Below are 16174 nucleotides of genomic sequence, written 5' to 3' on the forward strand. Positions count from 1 at the left end.
GTTAGATTTTCCAGTCCCGATCCAGGCGTAGCAGGGTGTTGACTGCGTTCCACACGGCGCGGGCAGCATCGGTTTTGTCTGCCCAAAATCCGGCGGTTGCTCCATCTCTGGATTCGTAGAAATGGGTGGCGAGCATGATAATGCCTTGTCGGGTTGCCTGCGACATGGGCTGCGTTTGGTAGTAGCCCTCGGGCAGATGTTGGTAAGCGGTGGCATAGGAGATGGCAGCCAAAACAAACGAGGCAATCAAAGAATCATCCTCGCTATGGTCGACCAGTAGATTCTGCTTGACTAAAGCCACGAGTTCGTCTGTTTTCATGGCTGCCACCTCCTAACTATTTGCTTGGTTTATCCTGCGGTTTTCTGGGTAAGTACCTTGATCGCTTCGGGCAAGACGAGCTTGCCGTCTAGGCGTTGGGAGGCGAGGAACCCGATCTGCCCGGTGGTTGCAAATAGCTCGTTTAGGCGTTTGAAGGAGCGGCCTTGCCGGTCAGCAATCCAATAAAAACCGAGGTCACCGAACGCTACTGTGCGCGCCCCTGCTTTGACCTCAGGTGCAAAAACACTGGTGTAGACGGGGCGGCCAAGGATCATGTCCGGGGTTCCAGCAGTCAGGGCTGGCTGCCACAGGTACTGCCCGTTACCATCCTTGAGCTTGCGTACGGTCTTTACTGTTGCATCGTTCATCAGCCACACCGCACGCGCCCGGTACGGGGAGCGCAAACTGTAGTGCAGATCGATGAGTTCATCAGCGCTAATGTCGGTAGGCTTGGCGGTGGTCACGCCAGGGTCTGCGCCCCCTGTGGGGTTGAAGATTCCGGTGGGTTTACCTTTACCATCGCCAACCAGGAAGGCTTCTTCTTCAGCAGCTCCAATACGGCGAGCAAACTCGCTCGCTAGGTATTGTTCAACGTTAAACGCTGCATCGTTGAGCAGTTCTTCGCTGATTTTCAGGAAGGTACCCAGCTTGAACGCCGACAGGGAGATTTGGGTGAAGGCTTCATCGGATTCGTTGTATGGTTTGCCTTCATCCAGCCAGGTAGCGGTGCCATGGGTAGACACGACAGGGATTTTACGATCCCCGCTAGTGGTCTGAATAACCTTGGCGAGGATGCGCATGATGTTTTGGTCGGCTAAAGACTGCACTAGGGTGCGTTCGAACTCGTCAGGCACTAGGTATCCGCCCTCAGAATCCACCCCCTCGCTTAGCGCATTCCTTACTTCCATGGGGGAGGTGTTAAGCCGCATCGCATCCCAAAACGCCCGCTTGTAGGAAGCTGTAGCACGGGCAGGCTTGACCTTACTGTCTTCGCCCATGCCGCTTCCAGGAGCGGAAGTGATGGGATTACAGGTCGCCTTGGCAAGAGTGTTTTCTAGGCGTTCGGCTCGCTCACATCGAGCAATCTCGCCGCTAAGTGCCTCAATCTCAGCTTCCATTTTGGCGTAGGCCGCGTCATCTTCGGCGTTTAGACAGCCAGTGTCGCTATCGCGCCGCTCGTCTAGAAACTTCTTAGCCTTATTCCAGGTTTGGGCACGCCGGGTATACAAATCAGTAACAGTAGTCATAATGGAATATTTCCTCTCTTAGTTAATGGGGTTGGTTGGTTAAAAGGGCGTATAAATCAACAACCCGCCGACCACAAGAGACAGCGGGCTTTAGACAAGGATGTTCACTTACAGGAGGCGGCGGCCCGGGAGGGGCAGCACTTTTACCGTGCATAGCTAGTTGGGCGACCAGCCGTTGCTCGGTTACTTTTCTGGAAAACACCACACCACCCTTGTTTTTGGGCGGCAACGGCGGCTTCTTACGGGCAGGGCCTTGCTCGTCATCCCCGCCGGAATCGTCCTCATCCGGCTCGTCTTCACCCGGCTCTTCAGATTCTTCGTCCTCTTTGTCTGGGGTTGGTGCTCGTTTACCAGTCAGCAGCTCGTCGGCGAACCCAAGTTCGATGGCTGCAGTTGCGTCCATCCAGGTCTCGGCATCCATCAACTTCGACAACTTCGCCCTGCTCAACCCAGTCTTGAGCTGGTAAGCATTGATAATCGAGTCCTTGACACTCTCAAGCATGTCGAGGGCACGCGAGAGTTCGGTTTTATCGCCCATCGCCAACGTTGCTGGGTTGTGGATCATCAACATCGACACCGGCGACATCGCCACATGACTTGCTGCCATAGCGATCACGCTCGCTGCGGATGCTGCGATGCCATCAATATTGACTGTCACGGTTCCTGGGTAGTCCAGAAGCATGTTGTAAATCCTGGCTGCCGCAACCACATCACCACCAGGGCTGTTAAGCCAAACAGTGACCGGACCCGAGCCAGCATTTAGTTCAGACTCGAAAACAGCTGGTGTTACATCGTCGTCGAGCCAAGATTCCTCTGCGATAGCCCCGTTAATACGCAAAACCCGAACATCCTCTTGGGTGTCCGGGTTGGTTGTTTCTGGTGGTATCCAGTTCCAAAAACGCTTCACATTCTCCTCCTCAAAACTTGATTCTCTCCAGGTTGTTCTTCCAGCTGCTCATCTTTAGCTTCAACAGCGTCGGCTTGTTTGGTTGCTGCATAAGCGCCTGCCATGGGCAACGGGAGCATGTTGCCGTTGACCAGGTAGAGATCACCGCCATCGTCCTGGTCGATGCGGTCAAGGTTTTCTAGCTCGCGGATATCGTTTGCGCTCATCCAGCCGTTCTGGCGGGCTACCGCATAGCCCTCCATACGCGACTGGTAATCCCCGCGCAGCAGCCCCTCAACATTGAACTTCACAAACAACTGCTGTTTCTCACGAGCGCTTAGCAGTGTTTTGGTGATTGCTTGTTCCCAGCGGATCACCCACGGGTCGAGGGTGTATTTCACAAATTCGAGACTCTGCTGCTCAATATTGCTGAAGCTAGATTTTTCGAGGTCGCCGATCATGTGCGGCGGAATACGGAAGATACGGGCGATCTCGTTGAGCTGAAACTTTCTCGTTTCAAGAAACTGCGCCTGTTCAGGCGACACACTAATCGGCGTGTACTTCATCCCTTCTTCCAAAACAGCGACTTTATTGCCGTTTTTCGCGCCCCCGAAGGTTGCCTGCCAGGACTCACGCACCCGGGAGGGATCTTTTATCGTGCCCGGATGCTCCAACACACCGCCCGGTGCCGCCCCATTAGCAAAAAATGAAGCCCCATAATCCTCAGTGGCTTGTGCCAGGCCGATAGCATTACGAGCCATCGCAATCGGGGAATAACCAACCAACCCATCGAAACCAAGACCTGGAACATGAAGCACATCATTAGGGGTAAGCCGAATGGTTTGGTATTGTCCTGCGGGTTCGTCCCAGGAGGTTTGGTACTCGTAATACAAGCTCTTGGTGTCCAGATCCCTGCCTACGCTCATCCGATTCGGTTGCAACGGATACAGTCCAATGACTTCGCCGAGCCCGTTACGCACTACCTGAGCAAACGCGTTACCCCACAACAACAAATGCGTCATGAGCGTTTCTCTAAACACGAAGCTCGTCATCTCGGGGTTAGGTTCATCGTGAAGCAGGCGGTACAAACCATGATCGACTGCTTTTTCCTTGCCGCCACCGTCCTTGTAACGGTATACGTGCAGTGGTAGGCCGGCTATCGCCTCAGCCAAAATCCGCACGCACGAATACACGGCCGTCATCTGCATCGCCGATCGTTCCGTCACCGTCCGACCCGCCGACGTGGGGCCAAACAGGAACGAATACTGGCTCGTGAGATGGTGGTTCGAGGCGCGGCGAGGGTTGGCGGCGCGTAGCCAGTCGAGGAATCCCATGATGGTGGCTCCTTTCCCTGTGGGATAATTGGGTAACGTTCACACGAGGAGGTGCGTGGTGGGTTGGCCAGTCATTGTGTTTGTGGGTCTATTTTTGTGGCACGAAATCGAGGAATACTTCGTCCTGGTTCCATGGCTAGACGACAACACTGCCCGGTTGCCTGAACCTGTTCGACACATCAACATGACCCGCACACATTTCACAGTGATCGCAACAGAAGAACTCGTTCTGCTCATCGCGGTCGCTATCTGGTGCCAGCCAGTATGGATAGCAGCCATCATGGTCGCCTACACCATCCACCTGGTAATCCACTGCGGCCAGTTGCTCTTTACTTACCTGAAACGAATCCCGCTACGGTTATGGAGCGCCCCCATACAGCTACCCATCATGATCTGGCTCATCACCATCACACCCACCTGCGGAACAGTAGGGCTTCCACTCGCTTCGCTCGTCATGGTGGCAGCCATGGGACTCAACCTTGTAGCCATGCACTGGATCACCAGCAAAACGCTAAAACACCAATAGTCCCCGCGAATCATAAACTGAGCTCGCCTCTGGGGTGTTGCCGCATCTTATTGCTCGATCCAAGGCCATGATGGTGGCGACGACTCCGTCGATTTTTTCCGTGGATTTTTGCTTATCTGGCTTGATGTTTCCTGCTGGGTCGGTGCGTACGTGAATGTTATCGACCATCCAGGCCAGCACCGGGTGCCCGCCATGAGCCAGCTTGCCCTCCAACGCCAGCTTCATCAGTTCTTTGGATGGTGGGGACATGTCTTTGAAGCCTTGCCCGAAAGGCACCACCGTGAAACCAGCATCCTCAAGGTTTTGGCTCATTTGGATCGCACCCCACCGGTCGAAAGCGATCTCTCGGATATTAAACCGGGTGCCAAGATCCTCAATGAACTTCTCGATATACCCGTAGTGCACCACGTTGCCCTCGGTCGTCTCCAAGAAGCCTTGACTGTTCCACAAGTCGTAGGGGACGTGATCCCTAGAAACTCTGAGTTTGAGGTTGTCTTCGGGAATCCAAAACCAGGGCGCGACCGTGTATTTGTCATCGTCATCCGTGGGTGGGAATACGAGAACGAAAGCAGTGATATCGGTGGTGGATGCCAGGTCGAGCCCGCCGTAACAAACCCGGCTCTCCAACTCCGATAAATCTACTGGGGTGTTGTTTTGATTCCAGACGTGCATAGGCATCCACCGCACGCTCTGCTTCACCCACTGATTGAGCCGCAATTGTCTGAAGGTGTTTTCTTCAGCCGGATTCTGCCTGGCACTATTACAAGCGTCCCTAACTTTCTGGATTGGCACCGTCACGTCCAAGGATGGGTTGGCTTTATGCCACACGGCTTCATCGGTCCAATCATCATCTTGCCCCGCCCCATATATGACTGGATAAAAGGTGGGGTCGATCTTTTTGCCATCGAGAATGTCTTGGGCTTTTTGGTGTTGCTCGTAACAAATCGAATGAGTGTCGGTGCCGGCGGTTGTTATCAGGAAGTACAGCGGCTGGGTGCGAGCATCCCCACTGCCTTTGGTCATCACGTCGAAGAGCGCCCGGTTGGGTTGGGTGTGTAGCTCATCGAATACCACTCCGGAAATATTGAATCCGTGTTTGGAATAGGCCTCGGCCGATAGTACCTGGTAGAAGGAATTGGTGGGGGAGTAGATGATACGTTTTTGGCTTCTAAGGATCTTTACCCGCTTGGCTAGTGGGGGACACATTCTCACCATGTCGGCTGCCACTTCGAACACGATGGATGCTTGTTGCCGATCGGCAGCACACCCATAAACTTCAGCGCGTTCCTCGCCATCGGCGCACGTGAGCAACAATGCGACGGCAGCAGCCAGCTCACTCTTGCCTTGCTTCTTCGGAATCTCCACATAAGCAGTCGTGAACTGGCGGTATCCATCGGCTTTGAGGGTGCCGAAAAGGTCGCGAATGATTTGTTCTTGCCAATCAATCAACTTAAAAGGTTTTCCTGACCACCGTCCTTTCGTATGCTTTAAAGCTTCGATAAACGCGACTGCAAAGTCGGCTCGGCGCTTGTCATAGCGCGAGCTTTCAGCCATGAACCGTGTCGGTTGATATTCAGCTAGCTGACGCATACGAATCAGTTACCTTCTATTGGTTAAAAAGTCAGTTACTACCAGCGATAACAGGTACCCTCATACCCGGCGGGGCTAGGCTTCGGGCAGATTAGCTAACGCCCAGGCGATCGCATGTCCGGCGTCAGCGAAAAGGTGGTCTGACTTCGCGATGAGTTCGAGTTCGCATTCTCCGCGGCTCCTCGAGTTAGGCCCGAACCCGCTGACGGGTTCTTCCATCAACCGGTAGATTTGGGCGTTATTGCCAAATCCTTCAGTCTTGGTCCAGGTAGCAAAACTTGCTAGCGTGTAGTTCCCGTAGGCAAGAACCGTCCCGTAGGAATCAACGCGCATCTGGAGGGTTTCGCTGGTGACCTTTGTGCTGTTCATGGCTGGTGCCTTTCTGTTGTGTACCGTTTCGGTATGTATATACAGCCATAGACCCGCCTATTTATCCAGTCATTTTCCGCCTATTTTCAAGAAAACTTAGAGATGTACATCTCTAGGTCATAACGCTTCACGATAAAGGAAAACCCCACGCCAGGTGGGGTTGCCTGTGTGTTTAGTTTTAACGGGTCAGGTGGTAGTTGACAACGTTTCCTGGTGTAGCATGTTCAAGTTCACGCACCATCGCTGCTGCCCGCCCGTATCCCTCGGTGACTTGTTCGATGTTGTCTAGGTTCAACGCTCCGTAGGCGGTGGTTTGCACCCGCCATTGATCGGTTTCAAAGTCTCGGTCAAGCTCCGGGGTGTAGGGGAACAGCGGGGAAGGAACAATAGAAATCGCGACCCGGCCAGGTTCAATCTCAATGCTGGTGATGGTGTATCCCAACCGGTTAGCACGTCCGATAAGGCGTTCGGTGTTTTCTTCCTCGACGCTGCATTCAGCTTCTTTGGTGTTCATGGCTGTTTCCTTATGTGTTGTGTACCGTTTCGGTATGTATATACAGCCATAGACTTCGCTACTTATCCAGTCATTTTGCCGCCTATTTTGCCTAATAAATAGTGGTTTACATCTCTTGGTTAGTGTTTATTAGTGGCGGGGTTTTCCACGCAGAATCACCGCTTAATGGTGCAAGTAAGATCTTGCGTACTTCCTTATGTTCTTTACCAGAAAGTCCGATGCGGTAAAGCAGGGAGCGCAGTTCATACTTCTCATTCACCACCTTGTCACTCGCGGCGCGGTGGGTGGTGAGCCCGATGCGTTTCGCATATGCGACCATTTTGCTTAGGAACTCGGTGTATGCCGTGATCTTCTCGAACTCTGGCAGCTCATCCCACCAAGGAAAACTCAGCCCCTCGCTACTGGTGGTGATGTCGAGATGGCTCGCGCCGAGCGCTTTAGCGATCAAGTCTTTCTTGGCAGCGATAAGTTCATGCAGCCTTGCCAGCTCAGTCTCATCAAGCGTGGCGGGCAGGGTGACTAAGAGCCCGTAGTTTTCAGCCTTTTTGGTGTTCACCATTGCTCATCCTCCTCACCATCAAATTCGATGCTTTGAACGTCCATCCATGTGCGGATGAGGCGCAGGTAGTTGTCTGGAAAGTTGGAGACGATCATTTCTACGTGCTCGTAGCCGTGGTCTTTGGCCGCATTCCACACCGCACCAATATCGGTGAGGTCGACTCCGAGGTTTTCGATTTCTTCTAGATCGACATATAGCTGTCCCATCATCACCAAACCCTCTCTTTCTTGCTGGTTGTTTGGTCATGTACATACAGCCATAGGAGCGCGTACTTATCCAGTAATTTTTGCCTTAAAATCAAGGAGTTTTAGTGCTCTCGGCGACTATCTGGGAAAGCACGAGTTTGGCGCACGGCAAAGCTATCCCGTTTCCCCACAGCTTGTAGAGTGCCCGGTCGGACGCTGGATTAGCCAGCCATTTGCGTACTTGGTTGCGGGTTTTAGGTTTTTTCAATCCTTGCACCTTGGCCCAGCTAGCCCAGACCTGCCACCAATAATCCAGCACGTCTTCGCTCGGGTTCTCGATGGCGAGTCCGTCTGTCCAAGTATCAGGGAATCCTTGTAGGCGGGCGCATTCGGTGGGGGTTAAGCGTCTCACGCGGTATTTGGGCATGCCAGGGTCAGTGACCAGGGGCGGCTCAGTTGAGTCCGAAGCCAACAGAGCGCCAGCAATATTGACGTTGCCTCGGCAGAAGAAGTCTGCCTTCGAGGCGCTCACAACGTCGGGTTCGACGATGGCGATGCCGCCTTGGTTGCAGGTCGGAGAAACACCTGCTGTACGCGCGTTTTTGGCACAAGGTCCTCTACGACTTGGGATATGTGTCCAGTTCAGAGCCGTTCCATCGCCTGTTCAACCAGGGCATGATTGAGGCTTATGCCTACACGGATTCACGTGGGCAATACGTCCCGGCTGACGAGGTGGAGGGTAGCGAGGAGGACGGCTTTACCTGGCAGGGTCAGCCCGTCAACCGCGAGTTCGGCAAGATGGGCAAGTCGCTCAAGAACATTGTCACCCCTGATCAGATGTGCGCGGATTACGGCGCGGACACGTTCCGGGTTTACGAGATGTCGATGGGACCGCTGGATATGTCCCGTCCGTGGGACACGCGCGCGGTGGTCGGTTCCCAGCGTTTCCTGCAGCGACTGTGGCGCAATATCGTCGATGAGAACACCGGCGCGCTCACCGTGACCGATGACGCCCCGGATTTGGCGACCGCAAAAGTGCTGGCTCGCACCATTCACGATGTCACCGTGGAGTACGACAATCTGCGCGTGAACACGGCTATCGCCAAGATGATTGTGCTGAATAATCACCTCACCGGGTTACCCCAGGTGCCACGTGAGGCCGCAGAAGCGTTGGTCGTGATGGTCGCCCCCATCGCTCCGCACATTGCGGAGGAACTGTGGGAACGTTTGGGTCACCAGGGCGGAATCGCCCGGGCCACGTTCCCGGTCGTGACCGATGAGTCGCTGTTGGCGGCTGAGGAGGTCACTTGCGTGGTGCAGGTGGCGGGCAAGGTGCGCGCGAAAGTGTCGGTGGACCCCGAGATTTCCGAGGCGGATTTGCAGGCGAAGGTCCTGGCGGAACCGGCGGTGGTGAAGTTGCTGGACGGGCGGGAGCCGAAACGGATTATCGTGCGTGCTCCAAAGCTCGTATCCTTGGTTTTTTAGGATTTGTCAGTACAAAAAAATCGCTAAATTACGGGATTTTAACGGTTTCGGGCTTGCAAACTTAGGTATGCCTAACTTAGGCTATACCCGTGAAGAGATTTAAAAACAAGCAAATTAAAGGAACCTTGACCGTAGCCGCGCTTTTGTGCCTGGGAGCCTCTCTCAGCGGGTGCGGCGGGACCCCCAGCTCCAGCTCGGATTCAGCCGCACCAGGCAAACCCCTGGTCCTCACCACATTTACCGTGTTGCAGGACATGGCTCAAAACGTTGCCGGAGACCATCTGGAAGTCCGCTCTATCACCAAACCTGGGGCGGAAATCCACGATTACCAACCCACGCCCTCGGACTTGAAGTCGGCGCAGAAAGCGAAACTGATTTTAAATAACGGGCTGGATTTGGAACGCTGGTTCACGAAGTTTACCGCCGATCTGGATGCCAAAAAGGTCAATGTTTCGCAGGGCGTAGAGCCCATTCCGATTACCGAAGGCGACTACAAGGGTAAGCCCAATCCGCACGCTTGGATGAGCCCGAAAAACGGCGCCCTCTACGTGAAGAATATGGCAAAAGCCTTCTGCGATTTAGATGCAAAGAACTGCTCCGAGTACCAGGAAAATGCCAAACAGTATGGTGCCAAGATTGAAAAAGTCGGCGAGGACATCACGTCCACGCTTTCTCAGCTCGACCCGTCACAACGTACTTTGGTCAGCTGTGAGGGAGCATTCTCGTATCTGACTCGCGACTATAACCTCAACGAGAAATTCTTGTGGGGCGTAAATGCCGAAGGAGCCCTCACTCCCTCTCGCGTAGCGGAAGTGGAAGACTACGTGAAGCAAAACCACGTTCCCGCAGTTTTCTGCGAGTCAACCGTGGGAGACAAAATGCGACCCGTTGTGGAAGCCACAGGTGCGAAATTCGGTGGGGAATTGTATGTTGATTCCTTGTCAGACTCAGATGGAGACGTTCCGACCTATCTGGATCTGTTGCGCTACGACGCAGATTTGATTACCCGAGGATTGACTCAGAAATGAGTGATGCTCTCGACAACCGCATAGAGCCAGGCGGGGCTGAAGCTGAGTCCAGCTCAAATTTAGCCCCGCCTATATTAGAAGTCTCAGATTTGCATGTTCGTTACGGAGCTAATGTGGCACTGGAGGGTGCCAGTTTAACCGTGTCGCGCGGTCAAATTTGTGGTCTGGTAGGGATGAACGGTTCGGGAAAATCAACACTGTTCAAATCCATCACCAACAGCGTTTCGTATCAAAAGGGCAGTATTAAAGTTGCCGGAATTGACGCGAACCAAGCCCGCAAACAGCGACTGATTGGTTATGTTGCGCAAAATGAGGAAATCGATTGGGACTTCCCGGTTAACGTAAACCAAGTCGTCATGATGGGACGGTATGGATTTATGGGACCGACCCGTCGTCCCAAATCTGCAGACGTGGCAGCGGTGCAAGCCGCGTTAGAAATGGTGGAGTTGCAAGATTTGCAACAGCGCCAAATTGGGGCGTTGAGCGGCGGTCAAAAGAAAAGGGTGTTTATCGCCCGCGCGATTGCCCAAGGCGCGCCCCTCCTGCTCCTCGATGAACCGTTTGCCGGAGTAGACAAATACTCCGAAACCAATATCGTCGATTTGCTGCGCAAAATCTCGGCAAAAGGCACCACGGTGGTGGTTTCAACCCACGATTTGGCTTCTTTGGAAAAGCTCTGCGATGAAGTGGTTTTGCTGTATCGTCGCGTAGTTTATCAAGGTGATCCCGCCGGCGCCTTAGACCCGCAAAACCTCGCGAAAGCGTTTGGATTAAATCCCGCCGCGTCAGGAGGTGGACAGTGAATTTTTATGAAGCTTTCATCGAAATGTGGACGCAGCAGTTTATGCTCCGGGGCATCATCGTCACCGGAGTCGCGGCGGCGGTTTGTGCCGTGTTGTCCTGCTGGTTGGTCTTGATTGGCTGGTCACTGTTAGGTGACGCCCTGTCCCACGCAATTCTTCCCGGAATCGTCGTGTCCTACCTCTTGGGAACGCCCTTCGCAATAGGCGCCCTCGTGGCAGCTTTGCTGGTGGTGGGATTGATTGGCGCAGTGCGGGGGCGCGGACGGGTCAAAGAAGACACGGCTATTGGGGTGGTATTCACGACAATGTTTGCCTCCGGTCTGGTCTTAATCAGTCTGTTCCCCAGTCACATTGATTTGCACCACATTTTGTTTGGCGACATGCTCGGCATTACCAGAGCCGATATGTGGCAGGTCTTGATATTGAGCCCACTCGCTCTGGTGCTGTTGTTATACAAAAAACGGGATTTGGTGCTGTATGCCTTCGACAAGACTCACGCCCACGCTATCGGCATCTCTACAAGCTGGTTGGCGACTCTGTTGCTGGTAGCTCTGTCTTTGACAGTCGTGGTGGCGATGCAAGCAGTGGGCGCAATCCTCATCGTGGCACTGGTGATTACCCCTGGCGCAACCGCCCGGCTGCTCACAAACCGGTTCAACGCTATGCTATGGATAGCTCCCTTGCTTTCCGTATCCTGTGTCGTGCTGGGAGCCTATATTTCCTACTGGTTCGATACCGCGTCAGGAGCCACAGTCGTGCTGCTTGAAGGCGTATTGTTCCTGATTGTTTGGCTGGTGGATTTGCTTCGTCAACAGCGTCTGCAGCGCTATCATGGCGCGCAGTCTGCCGCCCCCGGCTCTGACCCGGAACCTCAACAGGTTGCTTCTTGAGGCAGCCCTCTAGGGTAGGCCGAGGTAGCGCAACACTGCCTTGGCACTGCCCTTGTTGAGGTCACCCAGCTGCGCCAACTGACCCAACCCTGACCCCAGGACAAACGTATCCCCGGTGGTGGCAGCTCCTTTCAATGGCGGCGCGACGCCTTCCCAAAGGAATTTCCCGTCGACCACCCCGTAACTCAGCAGCCCCCCGTTGCCCTCCGTAAACACGGCTTTTGTCGCGTCGGAGGTCAACGGAGTCCCCGGAGCTTTCAGATTGAGGGTAACGCCGTCCCCGGTGGTCCAAGTTTTGGCAGCGCAGCCGGGCCAGGACGCACAGGTTTCCCCGCGGTCTGCCAAAAAATACGTCCGATTGGGCATGAGGACAGGGATTTTCCCAGATTTTAGAGCTGCCATAGCGCTGTCAGTGTCCAGCCGAAGTCCGGCGCGCAGTTGAGTGTGCAAGGCTTGTACCGCCAGGGCGGGGCACTTGCCCTCCCCCACTATCGCACCGTCAGAACCATAGACCTGCCAATCAATCTGCCCGTCGCCCTGCGGATCTGCCGACGCGAAAAATCCGGCTTCCAGCATCGACATCTGCGCGGCAGGGCCAAGTTTAGAGGTGTCCAGGGAACCGATTTTCGTATTAATAATTTGAGAATAGCTCCAGACGTATCGAGCGTCTTTGATACCTCGGTGGGATAACCGTACCTGCCTACTGCTGCGCCGCGTTCCTCATGCAACGCATTGAAACCGTAGGCGGTAGCGATGATGGGAGTATTGCCTCCGTCAGTGCCGTAACGAGCGGTCACGGTTGGTGCTATCTGGCATGGTCCGCCCACCCTGGCATCATGAGGATGATGGTCAAACAGTAGCGGCTCAATAATACTCTGGTCGTTACTGCATCCGAGCGTGCCCGAAAGGTTTGTTTGCACGAGCGGGCCTTTACCGCCGCCTGGTTTACCTGCCCGCATCCGCAAGGCGAACACATCTAAAGATTTGCTTGCCTCGTGAGTGCCTGCTCGAGGATTGGTGGGAGGGTTTTGCCTTTCACTGCAGCCCGGCGCAAGATCCCGGAACACGCGTTGGGGCTCAAAGAGTATTTGTCCGGCACGCCCGCTTGCAAAATCGCAGATAAGGTAGATTCTTTTGCGTCGTTGGGGTACTCCGAAAAATTGCGCGTCCAATACTCGCCACGCAATACTCCATTGGTCTGCCACGATCGCTCCAGCTTTATGCCACTTTTGTACTCGAGGTAGGTCAGCCGCTGCCGTTTCGTCGACAACCGAGATGAGGTTTTGCAGGACGCTGTGGAAGTCTGCCCCTTTATTGCTTGAGAAGGCTCCGGGCACGTTTTCCCAAACAGCGAATCTTGGATATAGACCATGACTTGCCTTTCTCATTTCTCTGATGACTCTGACGGCTTGGTGGAATAGACCCGAGCGTTCGCCAGCTAAACCTGCCCTTTTACCTGCTACCGACAGGTCTTGGCAAGGAGAGCCAAACGTGACCACATCCACCGGCTCTAGCTGACTGCCGTCAATGTCGCAGATGTCGCCTAGGTGTTGCATTTGCGGAAGGCGCGTGGTGGTGACCAGGATCGGGAAGGGCTCAATCTCACTTGCCCACACAGGTTCGATACCAACCTTTGTTGCCGCTAGTGGGAAGCCACCTGAGCCATCAAAAAGCGAGCCAAGCCTTAAAGTTTTTGTCAAGGGTTAGCCTTTCTGCTTGGGGCGCTCGACTTCTTTGACCAAATCGAGGTAGGCGTATTCTTTGCCGCCACGGGTACAGGTGATCCCAGCTGCGTCTCCGGTTGCTTCGGCATAGCGGCGCACAATCACGGAAGCGTATTTCTCATCCAGCTCCATGCAATAGCAAGTGCGGTCTGTGGCTTCTGCAGCCATGAGTGTGGAACCAGACCCAGCAAAGGTATCGAGGATGATTGCGTTGGTTTGGGTGGAGTTACGAATCGGATAAGCCAACAGGTCTAGTGGCTTGGAAGTGGGGTGATCGGAATTCTTCCTCGGCTTGGCGAAATTCCACACCGTGGTTTGTTTGCGATTCGCATACCAAGCGTGAGAGCCGTCTTTCTTCCACCCATACAGCACTGGTTCGTGCTGCCACTGGTATGGGGAACGGCCAAGTACGAGGGAGTCTTTGACCCAAATACAACAGCCCGACAGGTAGAAGCCAGCGTCTTGAAAAGCGCGACGGAAGTTCAATCCTTCGGTGTCGGCGTGGAAGACATAGGCTGACCCTCCCTTATCTAGGGATGCCGCCATGTTGGTGAATGCAGCTAGTAGGAACTGGTAGAAGGTGTCTGTGTCTTGTTTGTCGCCTGCGATTTTCAGGCCGCTGTTCGATTTGAAGTCCACGTTGTAAGGCGGGTCTGTGACCACCAGATTAGCCTGTTTGCCATCCATCAAGGTTTCGACATCGGCCGGGTTCGTGGCGTCCGCGCACATCAGGCGATGCCTACCAATCCTCCAGATATCGCCTTTTTCGACGAAAGCTGCTGCTTCAAGGGCGGCGTTCAGGTCGAAGTTATCGTCTTCGATACTGTCGCTATCAAGAGAACCTATTAACTGTTGTATTTCGGATTCGTCGAAACCGGTGAGTTCAACGTCGAAATCGGAAGCATCCAGGTCGGCTATGAGTAGGGCGAGTTTGGAATTATCCCAATCGCCACTGATCTTGTTTAGAGCAACGTTGAGCGCTTTTTCGCGGGTTTCGTCGAGTTCGACGACCACGCAGTCCACGGTTTTATAGCCCAGATCAGCCAGTACTTTCAGGCGCTGATGCCCACCTACAATATTTCCGGTGGTTTTGTTCCAGATGACTGGCTCCACATATCCAAACTCACTTAGCGAGCGTTTGAGTTTGTCGTAGTCCGCGTCCCCGGGTTGTAGGTCTTTGCGGGGGTTGTAGTCAGCTGGGGTGAGATCACTTATGGCTATTTGCTTGATGCGCATGGTTTTTCACCGCCTTGACAAGCTCACGGCTAGTAGTCCAGGTGTCTTCCCACTTGCGTGTGTAATCCCCGAAATGCCCATACGTCGAATAGCGCACATAGCCGGGTGCTCGCAGCCCAAACTGGTCGATGATTGCTGCTGGCCGAAGATTGAACACATCTCGAGCCGCAGCCGTGAGAATCTGGTCGGTGTATTGGCCGGTGCCGAGCGTGTCCACACTGAAAGCAACCGGGTCGGCTTTGCCAATCGCGTAACTAATCGCCACCTGGCACTGGGATGCAAGATCCGCATCCACCACGGTTTTGGCGATCAGCCGCGCCATATAAGCACCCGACCGGTCAACCTTAGAAGCATCTTTACCACAGAAAGCTCCACCACCATGAGAAGCCAGCCCGCCATAGGTGTCAACCATCAACTTCCTACCGGTGAGTCCGGTGTCGGCTTTAGGGCCGCCTTCCACGAACCGCCCGGACGGGTTGATCAACACAAGCGTGTCCGGGCTTACCGGTAGATATGGCTGACATGCTGGGCCAACAATCAGCGAAGTTATTTCACGGCGCAACACCTCGAAATCCTTGGATTTATCGTGCTGGACGGAAACCACCACCGTCTCTACGGCTTGCGGTTTTCCTGCGTCGTTGTAGCGCACCGAAACTTGTGCTTTACCATCTGAGAAGATCCCTGTGATGGTTCCTTGCTTGCGCGCGTCATCTAGCCGCTTACAAATCTCGTGGGCTAAAACAAGAGGCAATGGTAAACGCTCAGGAGTATCAGTGCAGGCATAGCCGTAGACCGTGCCTTGATCACCAGCACCCTGAAGACAATAAGCGGACTCATCGCCATGGCGAGCCTCTAAAGATGTGGTCACGCCGTCGTTAATATCGTTAGATTGACGCCTCACCCATACGTATACCAAAAATCTCCACGGCTTATAGCCAGCTGCAGTCAGGGCTGTGCGTACGCAATCACGCAAGTCCACACGAGCATTAGTGCTGATTTCACCAGTGACAATAATACGTCGCCCAGTAGCCATGACCTCTACCGCGACGCGGGCGTTGGGATCGGCGTAGAGAATTTCGTCGAGAATCTGATCAGCAATTAGATCGCACAGTTTATCGGGGTGACCGATACACACTGCTTCAGCGCTGCGAACCATAGTCATAGGAATGCCCTTTCAGTAGAAAAATCAAAAGAAACAAAAACTCCCCACCATCAGCCAGGAGTGGGGAGCGAAGAAAATGAGGAAAACCCGAGTCATGTGTGATACTGGGATTCGTGCAAGACGAAACGAGTAAACCTAATCCGCCAGAACCTTCCGGCGGCAATGGTAAAGCCGTGGCCTATGGAATGATTGCCGGGATTATGACCGGCATTATCTTTGGGTTCATTATGGACGATAATGCCTTAGCGATAACTATTGGCACAGGAGTTGGAATCGCGCTAGGGGCAGGCTTGACCGCAAGAAAACGCCCCAAATAA

Annotated in this window: 19 protein-coding genes and 1 pseudogene; 6 read left to right on the forward strand and 14 right to left on the reverse strand. The window is 54.0% G+C overall.

Going from position 1 to position 16174, the window contains the following annotated elements; translation table 11 throughout:
- Window position 1: 1 nt before the first annotated feature.
- From F605_RS0107710 to F605_RS0107725, 4 genes are read right to left on the reverse strand one after another with little or no spacing between them, the layout of a single operon-like run.
- Window positions 2–319: a head-tail connector protein gene (locus F605_RS0107710; protein ID WP_022865308.1), complete on the reverse strand. Its 318-nt coding sequence runs from the start codon at window positions 317–319 to the stop codon at window positions 2–4.
- 29 nt (window positions 320–348) lie between these two features.
- Complete coding sequence (locus tag F605_RS0107715) at window positions 349–1566, reverse strand: phage major capsid protein (RefSeq protein ID WP_022865309.1); 1218 nt, start codon at window positions 1564–1566, stop codon at window positions 349–351.
- 22 nt (window positions 1567–1588) lie between these two features.
- A complete protein-coding gene (locus F605_RS0107720; RefSeq protein ID WP_022865310.1) occupies window positions 1589–2473 on the reverse strand; it encodes a head maturation protease, ClpP-related in 885 nt (294 codons plus the stop codon).
- Window positions 2470–3786 (reverse strand): phage portal protein, encoded by a 1317-nt coding sequence (locus F605_RS0107725; RefSeq protein ID WP_022865311.1) that lies wholly within the window; start codon window positions 3784–3786, stop codon window positions 2470–2472. The genes F605_RS0107720 and F605_RS0107725 overlap by 4 nt, the downstream gene beginning before the upstream one ends.
- A 58-nt stretch (window positions 3787–3844) precedes the next feature.
- Between F605_RS0107725 and F605_RS0107730 the strand changes: the two genes are divergently transcribed.
- Window positions 3845–4312, forward strand: coding sequence for an HXXEE domain-containing protein (locus F605_RS0107730; RefSeq protein ID WP_022865312.1), 468 nt, complete (start codon window positions 3845–3847; stop codon window positions 4310–4312).
- Here F605_RS0107730 and F605_RS0107735 read toward each other — a convergent pair.
- From F605_RS0107735 to F605_RS0107760, 6 genes are all read right to left on the reverse strand, one after another.
- Window positions 4298–5902, reverse strand: coding sequence for a terminase large subunit (locus F605_RS0107735; protein WP_022865313.1), 1605 nt, complete (start codon window positions 5900–5902; stop codon window positions 4298–4300). The genes F605_RS0107730 and F605_RS0107735 overlap by 15 nt on opposite strands.
- Before the next feature lie 75 nt (window positions 5903–5977).
- Window positions 5978–6271 (reverse strand): Nmad4 family putative nucleotide modification protein, encoded by a 294-nt coding sequence (locus F605_RS0107740; protein ID WP_022865314.1) that lies wholly within the window; start codon window positions 6269–6271, stop codon window positions 5978–5980.
- A 178-nt stretch (window positions 6272–6449) separates the two neighbouring features.
- Window positions 6450–6785, reverse strand: coding sequence for a hypothetical protein (locus tag F605_RS0107745; RefSeq protein WP_022865315.1), 336 nt, complete (start codon window positions 6783–6785; stop codon window positions 6450–6452).
- Between the two features lie 106 nt (window positions 6786–6891).
- A complete protein-coding gene (locus F605_RS0107750; RefSeq protein WP_022865316.1) occupies window positions 6892–7344 on the reverse strand; it encodes a hypothetical protein in 453 nt (150 codons plus the stop codon).
- On the reverse strand, window positions 7338–7553 hold the full coding sequence (locus tag F605_RS0107755) for a hypothetical protein (RefSeq protein WP_027723702.1): 216 nt from the start codon (window positions 7551–7553) through the stop codon (window positions 7338–7340). Before F605_RS0107755 ends, F605_RS0107750 begins: the two co-directional genes overlap by 7 nt.
- An 88-nt stretch (window positions 7554–7641) precedes the next feature.
- A complete protein-coding gene (locus tag F605_RS0107760; protein ID WP_022865318.1) occupies window positions 7642–8061 on the reverse strand; it encodes a DNA cytosine methyltransferase in 420 nt (139 codons plus the stop codon).
- Window positions 8062–8111: 50 nt separating this feature from the next.
- Between F605_RS0107760 and F605_RS0107765 the strand changes: the two are divergent.
- The 4 genes and pseudogenes from F605_RS0107765 to F605_RS0107780 form a co-directional block, all read left to right on the forward strand.
- Window positions 8112–9014, forward strand: a pseudogene (locus F605_RS0107765) (class I tRNA ligase family protein); the annotation flags it as partial.
- An 89-nt stretch (window positions 9015–9103) separates the two neighbouring features.
- Window positions 9104–10042 (forward strand): metal ABC transporter substrate-binding protein, encoded by a 939-nt coding sequence (locus tag F605_RS0107770; RefSeq protein WP_022865320.1) that lies wholly within the window; start codon window positions 9104–9106, stop codon window positions 10040–10042.
- The gene (locus tag F605_RS0107775; RefSeq protein ID WP_022865321.1) at window positions 10039–10845 is read left to right on the forward strand and encodes a metal ABC transporter ATP-binding protein; all 807 of its coding nucleotides are present in this window, start codon (window positions 10039–10041) and stop codon (window positions 10843–10845) included. Before F605_RS0107770 ends, F605_RS0107775 begins: the two co-directional genes overlap by 4 nt.
- A complete protein-coding gene (locus F605_RS0107780) occupies window positions 10842–11735 on the forward strand; it encodes a metal ABC transporter permease (RefSeq protein WP_004009096.1) in 894 nt (297 codons plus the stop codon). Before F605_RS0107775 ends, F605_RS0107780 begins: the two co-directional genes overlap by 4 nt.
- A gap of 9 nt (window positions 11736–11744) precedes the next feature.
- On the opposite strand, the gene F605_RS10525 is transcribed toward F605_RS0107780, so the two are convergent.
- The 4 genes from F605_RS10525 to metK are packed head-to-tail and all read right to left on the reverse strand — an operon-like array spanning window position 11745 to window position 15857.
- Window positions 11745–12317, reverse strand: a complete 573-nt coding sequence (locus F605_RS10525; protein WP_231725828.1) for a hypothetical protein — start codon at window positions 12315–12317, stop codon at window positions 11745–11747.
- Window positions 12224–13435 (reverse strand): DNA cytosine methyltransferase, encoded by a 1212-nt coding sequence (locus F605_RS11125; protein WP_210387862.1) that lies wholly within the window; start codon window positions 13433–13435, stop codon window positions 12224–12226. Before F605_RS11125 ends, F605_RS10525 begins: the two co-directional genes overlap by 94 nt.
- 3 nt (window positions 13436–13438) lie before the next feature.
- Entirely contained in the window at window positions 13439–14695 is a 1257-nt protein-coding gene (locus F605_RS0107795; protein ID WP_022865322.1) for a site-specific DNA-methyltransferase, read from the reverse strand.
- Window positions 14667–15857, reverse strand: coding sequence for a methionine adenosyltransferase (gene metK, locus F605_RS0107800; RefSeq protein WP_022865323.1), 1191 nt, complete (start codon window positions 15855–15857; stop codon window positions 14667–14669). The genes F605_RS0107795 and metK overlap by 29 nt, the downstream gene beginning before the upstream one ends.
- 113 nt (window positions 15858–15970) lie before the next feature.
- On the opposite strand from metK, the gene F605_RS0107805 reads away from it, so the two are divergent.
- On the forward strand, window positions 15971–16174 hold the full coding sequence (locus tag F605_RS0107805; RefSeq protein WP_244865194.1) for a hypothetical protein: 204 nt from the start codon (window positions 15971–15973) through the stop codon (window positions 16172–16174).

This window comes from Varibaculum cambriense DSM 15806 (assembly GCF_000420065.1).
In the GTDB taxonomy this organism is placed as follows: domain Bacteria; phylum Actinomycetota; class Actinomycetes; order Actinomycetales; family Actinomycetaceae; genus Varibaculum; species Varibaculum cambriense.